Annotated in this window: 11 protein-coding genes; 7 read left to right on the top strand and 4 right to left on the bottom strand. The window is 69.1% G+C overall.

The genetic code is table 11. From position 1 onward, the window contains the following. Window positions 1-750, top strand: a 750-nt coding sequence (locus WA805_RS03380) for an enolase C-terminal domain-like protein (protein WP_422286126.1), incomplete at its 5' end; no start/stop codon positions are given. Window positions 751-832: 82 nt separating this feature from the next. After that, complete coding sequence (locus WA805_RS03385) at window positions 833-1,318, top strand: NUDIX domain-containing protein (protein ID WP_425241620.1); 486 nt, start codon at window positions 833-835, stop codon at window positions 1,316-1,318. On the opposite strand, the gene WA805_RS03390 is transcribed toward WA805_RS03385, so the two are convergent. From WA805_RS03390 to WA805_RS03400, 3 genes are all read right to left on the bottom strand, one after another. Continuing rightward, window positions 1,313-1,972: a GAP family protein gene (locus WA805_RS03390; protein WP_424561207.1), complete on the bottom strand. Its 660-nt coding sequence runs from the start codon at window positions 1,970-1,972 to the stop codon at window positions 1,313-1,315. The genes WA805_RS03385 and WA805_RS03390 overlap by 6 nt on opposite strands. Window positions 1,973-2,013: 41 nt before the next feature. Then, window positions 2,014-2,460 carry a hypothetical protein gene (locus WA805_RS03395; RefSeq protein WP_422278433.1) on the bottom strand — a complete coding sequence of 149 codons (447 nt, stop codon included), beginning with the start codon at window positions 2,458-2,460 and terminating at the stop codon, window positions 2,014-2,016. Window positions 2,461-2,578: 118 nt separating this feature from the next. After that, window positions 2,579-3,490 (bottom strand): SDR family oxidoreductase, encoded by a 912-nt coding sequence (locus tag WA805_RS03400; protein ID WP_425241621.1) that lies wholly within the window; start codon window positions 3,488-3,490, stop codon window positions 2,579-2,581. Window positions 3,491-3,538: 48 nt separating this feature from the next. On the opposite strand from WA805_RS03400, the gene WA805_RS03405 reads away from it, so the two are divergent. After that, window positions 3,539-4,099, top strand: coding sequence for a TetR/AcrR family transcriptional regulator (locus WA805_RS03405; RefSeq protein ID WP_422271921.1), 561 nt, complete (start codon window positions 3,539-3,541; stop codon window positions 4,097-4,099). 22 nt (window positions 4,100-4,121) lie between these two features. Here WA805_RS03405 and WA805_RS03410 read toward each other — a convergent pair whose 3' ends face one another. Then, the gene (locus WA805_RS03410; RefSeq protein ID WP_422271923.1) at window positions 4,122-4,907 is read right to left on the bottom strand and encodes an endonuclease/exonuclease/phosphatase family protein; all 786 of its coding nucleotides are present in this window, start codon (window positions 4,905-4,907) and stop codon (window positions 4,122-4,124) included. Window positions 4,908-5,051: 144 nt separating this feature from the next. Here WA805_RS03410 and WA805_RS03415 point away from each other — a divergent pair, with 144 nt between their 5' ends. The 4 genes from WA805_RS03415 (at window position 5,052) to WA805_RS03430 (ending at window position 10,895) form a co-directional block, all read left to right on the top strand. Further along, window positions 5,052-9,002, top strand: a complete 3,951-nt coding sequence (locus tag WA805_RS03415) for a HAMP domain-containing protein (RefSeq protein ID WP_425241622.1) — start codon at window positions 5,052-5,054, stop codon at window positions 9,000-9,002. 34 nt (window positions 9,003-9,036) lie between these two features. Beyond that, window positions 9,037-10,275, top strand: a complete 1,239-nt coding sequence (locus tag WA805_RS03420) for an epoxide hydrolase family protein (protein WP_425241623.1) — start codon at window positions 9,037-9,039, stop codon at window positions 10,273-10,275. A gap of 97 nt (window positions 10,276-10,372) precedes the next feature. Continuing rightward, window positions 10,373-10,594 carry a hypothetical protein gene (locus tag WA805_RS03425; protein ID WP_425241624.1) on the top strand — a complete coding sequence of 74 codons (222 nt, stop codon included), beginning with the start codon at window positions 10,373-10,375 and terminating at the stop codon, window positions 10,592-10,594. Between the two features lie 97 nt (window positions 10,595-10,691). Continuing rightward, window positions 10,692-10,895, top strand: coding sequence for a helix-turn-helix transcriptional regulator (locus WA805_RS03430; protein WP_422286494.1), 204 nt, complete (start codon window positions 10,692-10,694; stop codon window positions 10,893-10,895). Window positions 10,896-11,015: the final 120 nt, after the last annotated feature.

Genomic DNA, 11,015 nt, shown 5'->3' on the forward strand with positions numbered 1-11,015 from the left:
GTCAGCCGCCTCCTCGGCCAGGCCAGGGACGCCGTGCCGGTCTACGGCAGCGGCGGGTTCACCACCTACGACGAGCCCGCGGCGCGCGCCCAGCTCGAGCAGTGGACGGGGGAGTGGCGCATTCCCCGGGTCAAGATCAAGATCGGCGAGTCGTGGGGCGCCGACGAGACCCGCGACCTGGCGCGGATCGCCTTCGCCCGGCAGGTGATCGGCCCGGACGCCGAGCTGTACGTGGACGCCAACGGCGGCTACACGCGCAAGCAGGCCGTCCGGATGGCCCGCGCGATGGCCGGCCACGACGTGACCTGGTTCGAGGAACCCGTGAGCTCCGACGACCTGGACGGCCTGCGGGAGGTCCGCGACCAGGTGGCGCCCGACGTCACCGCGGGGGAGTACGGCTACGACCTGGCCTACTTCGCCCGCATGGTGGGCGCGCAGGCCGTCGACTGCCTGCAGGTCGACGTGACCAGGTGCGGCGGCATCACCGAGTTCTTGCGCGCCAGCGCCGTGGCGGCCGCCTCCGGCCTGCAGGTCTCCGCGCACTGCGCGCCGAACCTGCACGCCCACGTCTGCGCGGCCGTCCCGAACCTGCGCCACCTGGAGTACTTCCACGACCACGTCCGGATCGAGTCGATGCTGTTCGACGGCGCTCTCGATCCGCACGGCGGCGCGCTGCGCCCGGACCCCGCCCGCCCGGGCCTCGGCTTGGCGCTCAAGGCCGCCGACGCCGAGAAGTTCCGGGTGGCGTGACAGGCTGGGCGGCTCGGCGGCGGGTGCTCGCCGCCGGGCTAGCCCTTTCCCTCGGCATCCCTCCGCATGGGATCCTGGCTGTGTGAATGACCAGAACGTGGTCGCTGCCGAGCTTCCGGCGATACCGGTGTCCGCCGGCGCCCTGATCTTCGATCAGGCGCGGCGGCTGCTGATCCTCAAGCCGACGTACAAGACCGGCTGGACGATCCCCGGCGGCGTCATGGAAGCGGACGGGGAGACACCGTGGAACGCGTGCCGGCGGGAGGTGCTCGAGGAGTGCGGCATCGAGGTAAACAGCGGCCGGCTGGCCTGCACCGACTACCGTCCCGGCCGTCCGGGTCACCCGGGCGGCATCCGGTTCCTGTTCGACTGCGGGCCGGCCGACGACGCGGATCTGGCGGCGATCAGGCTGCAACCGGAGGAGATCGCCGAGTACCGGCTGGTCCCGCTGGATGCCGCGCTCGCGCTGCTCAGGCCCCCGATCCGGCGCCGGGTGCGCGCCGTGTCGCGGCACCGCAGATTCGTCTACCTGGAGGACGGCCGTCCAGTCCCCGGCATCCGCTCATGAGTTGATGATCAGGTAGATGCTGTCGGCGATGAACCAGAGACCGATGAACAGGCTCCCTATGATGATCGCCTGGTCGATGTGGGAGTCGACCCAGGTCTTGCACTTGACCAGCAGCTCCTGGCTCTGGGCGGGCCTGACGACGGCGTAGATCTCCATGGCCAGGTAGGACGACGAGGCCAGGACGCAGTAGAAGCCCAGCGCCAGGAAGCTCTGCCAGCTGGTCAGCTTGGCCTCCACCACGGTGGCCGCCCCCAGGCCGATCAGCACCCAGGGCTGCAGCGTCGGGGCCAGGGCCATGGCGAACCACGGGGACATGCTGTCCACATGCGCCTGCCACTTGGGCGGCTTCTTGGGCGGCATGGGCCGCCGTCTGGCCCGGATGTGCCGGACGGCGATCCTGACCAGGACAACGCCGAGCACGATCTTGATCGCCAGCGCGGCCAGCGACGGGGCCGTGGCCGGCTTGGGCGGGTCATTGCCGGTAGCGGTGACCGTGACCGCGACAACAATGGCCAGGGACACTAGCCAGCCGAACACGAACGCCGCGCCTTTGCGCGCTCCTCGCTTGGAGGGCAGCACGACAAGGAAGGCCGTCAGCGGCAGCGGGTCGACCGCGACCGCGAGGCCGACCAGCATCAGGTCAAGGACCAGCACGGCCTTCCCCCGCTCTCACCCGGCCCAGACCGTGGGTCCGGTCAAGAGCCGGCCGCGCCGAGTGCCGCGGTGATCTGCTCGATGGCCGCTGTCTCTTCGGGGCTCACTGCCTGCCCGTGCTCCCGGTGGGCGGCGGCGACCTTGTCGGCGAGGGCGAGGACGAAGTGCCGGTAGTCATCGCATTCCTCGGCGGTCGCCTTGCTGTGCAGCAAGGTCATGGCGTCACGGATGTGCCCGAGCCCGGTGTCCCTGAGCTCTTCTGGCGAGTGATACCGCGTGTGGTCCACCTTGGGTTTCGCTGACACGATCTCGTCGAGGAGCTCGCTTTCGCCGTGCTCGGCGCGTGCTTCGGTATAGGCCTTCGACATCGCGATGGTTTCGCGGAACGTGCCCCCGTGGGCCGCGGTGATCACGATCATGCCCGCGGTCGGCGGCCCCTCGAGGACCGTTGTCCATTCCTCGGGGGCGAAGGCGGCCTGTGTCGTCATGTCCTGCTCCTGCGTTCCTAAGGGTTTCGGCTACGCCGAGAATGTCGCGCGCGCTGCCGATGCGCCTCCCCCGCAGGGGGTGAAAGCCGTCCTCGGCGCATCGCGTGAGCCAGGCAGGCTAGCCGAAGTAGTGGCCCTTGTCCATGTCCTCGATGAGGCCGGGCTGGACCGGCCGCCAGCCGAGGAGTTCGCGGGTCAGCGCGGCGGACGCCGGCTGGTCGATAGAGAGGACCTGCCCGAGAAAACCGAGATCCCCGGCCGAGACGGATGCCGTCGGCACGTTCAGGTGGCGGCTGATCACTTCGGCGATGTCCAGGATCGGCACGCCCTCGTCGCCGACCGCGTGCAGCCTCGATCCCGCCGGGGCCTGCTCCACCGCGAGGCGGAACAGGTACGCGGCGTCCAGCACGTGCACCGCGGGCCAGCGGTTGGACCCGTCGCCGACGTAGCCGGAGACGCCCGTGTCGCGGGCGATGCCGACCAGGCGGGCGATGAAGCCGTGCCGGTCGCCGTCGCCGTGCACCGTCCTCGGCAGCCCTACGACCGACGACCGGACCCCGCGCGCCGCCATGCCGAGAGCCGCCCTGGCGTTCGCCATCCGGCCTGCCACGGGCGAGCCTGGCGCGGACTCGTCGCGCTCGGTCGCGACGTGCCCGGGCAACGCGGGCGTTCCCGAGGCGATGACCAGGGGCTTTCCTGAGCCCTCGAGCACGCCGCCCATCGTCTCGATGGCGCGCCGGTCGGCGGTTACCGACGCCTCGATGTCGGTGAAGTCGTGGATGAACGCGAGGTGGATGACCCCGTCAGAGCCGGCGGCCCCGGCGCGCAGGGTGTCTAGGTCGTCCAGGTCGCCGCGGAGCACCTCGGCTCCGGCGGCGGCGATCGAGGCTGCCGAGTCGTCGGACCTGGCGAGCCCGAGGACCCGGTGACCCGCGCCGAGGAGCTCGGGGACGACGGCCGAACCGATCCAGCCGGACGCGCCGGTGACGAATACCCGCATGAGAAACCTCCTGATGTCAGTCGCTGTCATCAGCGTAGCATGCTGATGCCAGTCACTGTCATCACGTAGCATCATGCCATGGGTCGATGGGAGCCGGACGCGCGCGGCCGCCTGGCGAAGGCAGCGATGGAGCTCTACGCCGAGCACGGGTTCGAGCAGACCACGGTCGCGGAGATCGCCGCACGGGCCGGATTGACCGAGCGGACGTTCTTCCGGCATTTCGCCGACAAGCGCGAGGTCCTGTTCTACGGCATGGAACGGCTGCGGGACCTGCTGGCCCGCGCGGTCGCCGACGCGCCGGCCGCGGCGACGGCGATGGACCTGGTGGGCGCGGCATTCGAAGCCGCGGCCGCCATGCTGCAGGAAAACCCGGAACGGGTCAGGCTGCGCGACGCGATCGTGTCCGCGAACGCGGAGCTACGGGAGCGCGAGCTGATCAAGCTCGCGGCGCTCGCGTCCGCGGTGGCCAGCGCGCTCCGGGACCGCGGTGTTCCCGAGCCGGGCGCGAGCCTGGCCGCCGAGACGGGGGTCGCCGTCTTCAAGGTCGCCTTCGCACGCTGGGTCAGCGCGCCAGGCCAGCCGGACCTGCCAGGCATCTTCCGCGAGTCACTGGCGGAACTGAGGGGCGTACTGGCGTAGGGCAGCCAATTCGTCCCGGCCGTCACGCGGGCGGCAGCGGCGCCGGCGGGATGATGGCCAGCCGCATCGTGAGGGCCGAGTGGTCCGAGAGCATGTCCTCACGTGGCTGGTGCAGGTAATCGCAGCTGGTGATGTAGCCGCTGAGGGACTGGCTGCAGAACGCGTGGTCATACCTGTAGCCGTCGCCGATCCGGCCGAACCAGCTGTATTCGGCCTCGTCCGGGTGCAGGTAGCGGAACACGTCGGTCAGCCGCTGCGCCTCGGCCAGAGTGCGGTAGAAGTCGTACTCGAACGGGGCGAAGAACGGGTAGCGGGGCCAGTGGTCCGGCTCGAGGACGTTCAGGTCGCCGAGCACGATCGCGGGCATCTCTGTGACGGCGGCGGCGAGCGCGGTGTCGCAGGCAGCCAGCCATTTGCGCTTGCGTTCGGTCTTGCCGGCGCTGGCGTCCCTGGCCGGCACGTACAGGCCGATGACCCGCAGCGCCCCGGCCGGCGCGGGCAGGATGACCGCCGCGGCCCGGGACGGCAGGTACCCGACCCGGTCACCGAACCCGCCGTCCGGCGCCGCGGGCACGGTGCTGACGATCATCGTGCCGTACTCGCCGGGACCGGGCCGCGGATAGTGCACCGCGTAGCCGGCGGCGGTGAATTCCTCGGCGAGCAGCCGGCACCCCGCGCTGGCCTTCGTCTCGGTGAGGACCAGGACATCCTCCTCACGCCGGACAAGCCAGGCCAGCTGCCGCCGGGCGCGGTCCGGGGACGGGTTGCCGATGTTGAGCGTCAGCAGCGACAGGCCGGGGGACGACATTCCCGTAGGTTAGGCGGTGACAGGCCCGGCGATGTCGGTGCCCGCGAGATCCGGCACAGCTGACAACGCGGGCTCGCCTGCGCGCCCGTGGCATCATTGAACCCACTCCGCGCTATACCGCGCAAAGTGGAAGGTGATGACGGCATGGCGACTGCGACGCAGGCCAGACAGCAGGAGCAGATGCAGCAGCTGCTCGCCGGACTGAGCGCGGTGCGCGGCGGCGATTTCAGCACCCGGCTGCCTGACGGCCAGGACCCGCTGATGAACGAGATCGCCGCCGTCTTCAACGGGATGAACGAGCAACTGTCCGTGTTCACCTCCGAGGTGACGCGGGTGGCCCGCGAGGTCGGCATCGACGGCAAGCTCGGCGGCCAGGCCCAGGTCCCCGCGGTCGCGGGCACCTGGAAGGACCTGACCGATTCGGTCAACGGCATGGCGGGCAACCTGACCAGCCAGGTCCGCAACATCGCCCAGGTGACCACCGCGGTGGCGCGCGGCGACCTGAGCCAGAAGATCTCCGTCGAGGCCAAGGGCGAGGTCGCGACGCTCGCCGAGACCATCAACGGGATGGTGGACACGCTGTCGGCGTTCGCCGGCGAGGTCACCCGGGTGGCCCGCGAGGTGGGCACCGACGGCCGGCTCGGCGGCCAGGCCGAGGTGCCGGGCGTGGGCGGGACGTGGCGGGACCTGACCGACTCGGTCAACTTCATGGCGGGCAACCTGACCAGCCAGGTCCGCAACATCGCCCAGGTCACCACCGCCGTCGCCAAGGGCGACCTGAGCCAGAAGATCACGGTGGACGCCCGCGGGGAGATCCTGGAGCTCAAGAACACCGTTAACACCATGGTGGACCAGCTGTCCGCGTTCGCCGGCGAGGTCACCAGGATGGCGCGCGAGGTGGGCACCGAGGGCCGGCTCGGCGGCCAGGCGCAGGTGCCGGGCGTGGGCGGGACGTGGCGGGACCTGACCGACTCGGTCAACTTCATGGCCGGCAACCTCACCGTCCAGGTACGGTCGATCGCCCAGGTCGCCACGGCCGTGGCCAAGGGCGACCTGAGCCAGAAGATCACGGTGGATGCCCGCGGGGAGATCCTGGAGCTCAAGAACACCATCAACACGATGGTCGACACGCTGTCCGACTTCGCCGGCGAGGTCACCAGGGTCGCCCGCGAGGTGGGCACCGAGGGCCGCCTCGGCGGCCAGGCCGACGTGCAGGGCGTGTCCGGCACCTGGAAGGACCTGACCGAGTCGGTCAACGTGATGGCGGCCAACCTGACCGCGCAGGTCCGCTCGATCGCTCAGGTCACCACCGCCGTCGCCAAGGGCGACCTGAGCCAGAAGATCCGCGTCGACGCGCGCGGGGAGATCCTCGAGCTGAAGGAGACCATCAACACGATGGTCGACCAGCTGTCGTCCTTCGCCGGCGAGGTCACCAGGGTCGCCCGTGACGTGGGCACCCAGGGCAAGCTCGGCGGCCAGGCCATCGTCCAGGGCGTGTCCGGCACCTGGGAAGACCTGACCGACAACGTGAACGTCATGGCGTCTAACCTCACCGCGCAGGTCCGGTCGATCGCCCAGGTGGCCACGGCGGTGGCGCGCGGCGACCTGAGCCAGAAGATCACCGTCGAAGCCAAGGGCGAGGTCGCCGCCCTGGCCGGGACCATCAACGGGATGGTGGACACGCTGTCGGCGTTCGCCGGTGAGGTCACCAGGGTGGCCCGCGAGGTGGGCACCGACGGCCGGCTTGGCGGCCAGGCGACCGTGCCGAACGTGGCCGGGACCTGGAAGGACCTGACCGACAACGTCAACTCGATGGCCAACAACCTGACCAGCCAGGTCCGCAACATCGCCCAGGTCACGACCGCCGTCGCGCAAGGCGACCTGACCAAGAAGATCGACGTCGACGCGCGGGGCGAGATCCTCGAGCTGAAGACCACCATCAACACGATGGTCGACCAGCTATCGGCGTTCGCCGCCGAAGTCACCCGGGTGGCCAGGGAGGTCGGCCGCGAAGGCCGCCTCGGCGGCCAGGCCGAGGTCGAAGGCGTTTCGGGTACCTGGAAGCGGCTGACGCAGAACGTGAACGAGCTCGCCGGGAACCTCACCAGGCAGGTCCGGGCGATCTCCGAGGTGACAAGCGCGGTCGCGACCGGCGACCTGACCAGGTCGATCGCGGTCGAGGCCAGCGGCGAGGTCGCCGAGCTCAAGGACAACATCAACACGATGGTCCTGTCGCTGCGCGAGACCACCGAGGCCAACCAGCAGCAAGGCTGGCTGCAGACCAACCTGGCGCGGATCGCCGGCCTGATGCAGGGTCAGCGCGACCTGGCGGACGTCGCCGAGCTGATCATGGACGAGCTCATCCCGATGGTCGGCGGGCAGCACGGCGCGTTCTTCCTCGCCGAGCCCGGCGAGGCGCGGACCCGGCTGCGCCTGATCGCCGGGTACGGGCTCGACGGCGACACGCCGGCCGCAGTGCTGCTCGGTCACTCGCTGATCGGCCAGGTCGCCAAGACCAGGAAGCCGATCGTGCTGGACCAGGTCCCCGGAAGTTACGTCCGCATCTCCTCGGCGATCGGCGAGACGCGCCCGGTCAATGTGATGATCGTGCCGATCGTGTTCGAGGACCAGGTGCTCGGCGTCATCGAGGCCGGCTCGCTGTGGCCGTTCACCCAGGTGCACCGCGAGTTCCTCGAGCAGCTGATGGACACCATCGGGGTCAACGTCAACACGATGATCGCCAACGCCCGCACCGACGCGCTGCTCGAGCAGTCGCAGCGGCTGACCGCGGAGCTGCAGGCCAGGCAGCAGGAACTGCAGCGGTCCAACGCCGAGCTCGCCGACAAGGCGGGGGAGCTGGACCTGGCGTCGCGGTACAAGTCACAGTTCCTCGCGAACATGTCCCACGAGCTGCGCACCCCGCTGAACAGCCTGCTCGTGCTCGCCAGGCTGCTCGCGCAGAACCTGGAGGGCAACCTCACCGCCAAGCAGGTCGAGTACGCCACGATCATCCACTCCTCGGGCTCTGACCTGCTGCGGCTGATCAACGACATCCTGGACCTGACCAAGGTCGAAGCGGGGAAGATGGAGATCACCCCGGAGCGGTTCGCGCTCGCCGGGCTCGTCGAGGACCTGCGCGGCGTGTTCGGCCCGCTGACCGAGGAAAAGCGGCTGCGGTTCATGATCACCACGGCGCCCGGCGTGCCCGCCGTGCTCGAGACCGACAAGCAGCGGCTCCGCCAGATCCTCTACAACCTGCTGTCCAACGCGGTCAAGTTCACCGACCACGGCCGCGTCGAGCTGCACATCGACACGGCGGGGCCTGGGCAGGCGGGCGCGGACACGGGGTCGTGGGTGGTGTTCTCGGTGACCGATACCGGCATCGGCATCGGCCGCGACAACCTCGGCAGTATCTTCTCCCCCTTCCAGCAGGCCGACGGGACCACCAGCCGGCGCTATGGCGGCACCGGCCTGGGCCTGGCCATCTGCCGGGAGGTCGCCGCCCGGCTCGGCGGCGAGGTCACGGTGCGCAGCGAGCTCGGCGTGGGCAGCACCTTCAGCCTCCGCCTCCCGCTGGCCGTGCTCGGCGGGACCCGCGCCGCGACGCCATCCCAGGGGGCCACCGTGCAGGCAGCCGCCCGGCCCGCCGTGCAGTCGTCGGCCGCGACCGTGGCCGACGTCCGCCCGGTTCCCGCCGCGCGGGCGCACGCCGGACTGACCGGGCACCGGATCCTCGTCGTCGACGACGACCCCCGCAACGCCTTCGTGCTGGCCGACGTGCTGGAAATGCACGGCATGACGGTCGTCCAGGCGACCGACGGGAGGAAGGCCATCGCCGCGCTGGGCGCCGGCGACATCGACCTGGTGCTGATGGACGTGATGATGCCGCGGATGGATGGCTACGAGACCACCCGCGCGATCCGCAAGATGCCCGAGTACGCCAGCCTGCCCGTCATCACCGTCACTGCCCGCGCCATGCAGGGCGACCGCGAGAAGAGCATCGACGCCGGCGCCAGCGACTACATCACCAAGCCGATCGACATCGAGGAACTCCTCAACTGCATGGAACGCTGGCTATCCCCGCCCACTCCCTGAGCGCCATCACCGGTTTCGCAGGAGGTCCGAAGCTATGGCTGAAGGCGCACAGCAGGCAGCCAATGATAAGACGGCTGTTCGTCCGTTTCATGTGAATGTTCCGGAAGCAGAGCTTACCGATCTGCGCAGCCGCATAAACGCGGCAAAGTGGCCGGAACGGGAAACGGTCACCGATGATTCGCAAGGCGTGCCCCTCGCGATCATGCAGGAACTGGCGCGCTATTGGGCCGCAGATTACGATTGGCGCAAGTGCGAGGCGAAGCTGAACGCCCTGCCGCAGTTCATGACCGAGATCGATGGGCTAGACATTCATTTCATTCACGTCCGCTCGGACCACGAAAACGCATTGCCGCTCATCGTCACGCACGGGTGGCCCGGATCGGTCATCGAGCAGCTGAAGATCATCGGCCCGCTCACCAATCCCACGGCACATGGCGCGAGCGCATCGGATGCTTTCCATCTAGTGATCCCGTCAATGCCGGGCTACGGGTTCTCCGGCAAGCCGACCGCTACCGGCTGGGACCCCGCCCGCATCGCCCGTGCCTGGGTAGTGCTGATGGAGCGCCTCGGATACACGCAATTTGTGTCCCAAGGCGGCGACTGGGGCGGGGCTATCACGAACGTGATGGGGCACCAGGCACCTCCGGAATTGCTCGGCATCCACGTCAACTTCCCAGCCACGGTTCCGCCTGACGTCGCCAAGGCGCTCCAGGCCGGCGACCCGCCGCCACCAGGCCTGTCAGACGACGAAAGACGCGCATACGAGCAGCTGAACATCTTGTATACGAGGCGACGCGCCTACGCCGGCTTCATGGGGACGCGCCCGCAAACGCTGTACGGACTGGCGGATTCACCCGTCGGCCTAGCCGCCTGGCTCCTTGACCACGGTGACGGCTGGGGCCAGCCAGCGCCGCCGGTCACCTCCGCCGTGCTCGGATACACCAGCCATGGGCACCCCGCAGGCGACCTCACCCGAGACGATGTCCTGGACAACATCACGCTCTACTGGCTGACAAGCACGGCGGTTTCGTCGGCCCGCCTCTACTGGGAAAATAAGCACAGCCTCTACAACGACGCCGACGTCTCCGTCCCGGCTGCCGTCAGCGTCTTTCCCGGCGAGAACTACCAGGCCCCGCGGAGCTGGGCAGAGCGTGCGTATCACAACCTCATCTACTTCAACGAGGTAGACAAGGGCGGGCACTTCGCCGCCTGGGAACAGCCGCGACTCTTTTCGGAAGAGGTCCGCGCGGGCTTCAGGCCACTGCGCAAATAGCCGAGTCGATTATCCCGACCGCATCGTCAGCCAGTTTCCCTGGTGAGAGCCCGTCAACGTCGAGCGCCTGCACCTGGACCGGGTCGTGGCGACCACGATGGCCGCCAGCATCGGCTCGTGGCGGGTGGTTGAGAACTGCGGGATGCGCCGGGTCAGGACGTTCTGCTACCCGGACGCTGACCTGATGCCCGGCGCTGAACACGGGGACTTCGCCTACAAGCTGACCCGTGGCGACTGGTGCAGCCAGGGCAAGCACGAGCCAGCAGAGCACGGGGAGAGCCGAGTCGGCAGAGACGCACCCGGCAATCCAGAATCGTGAGCCAACTCAGGTCTTTGAGCCACGGCCCCGGCACCAGCGTCCGCGGTCGTGTAAAGGGTGCTTGACATAGTCAGCGAAGTAAAGGTACCTTGACATCATGCGGAATCAGGTCCGGGAGCAGCGCACCCAGCGGGAGATGTCGCAGGCTGAGCTAGGGGCGGCGTTGGGCGTGTCACGCCAGACGGTGATCTCCATTGAGAGCGGCCGCTACTTGCCGTCGCTGCCGCTGGCGTTCGCGATCGCGCGGTTCTTTGACCTGACGGTGGACAAGATGTTCGACCCGGAGGAGGCAGGCACATGATGACGTTCATCCGCCCGCGGCTGCGCAAGCCCCTGGTATATGCCCTTGCGGGGACGGCGTTCGCCGTCGCGTGGGCCGTGCGCAGCACCCCTTCGTGTTGTTCGTTTGCATCGTGAACGT

Source organism: Trebonia sp. (assembly GCF_049794275.1).
Lineage (GTDB): Bacteria > Actinomycetota > Actinomycetes > Streptosporangiales > Streptosporangiaceae > Trebonia.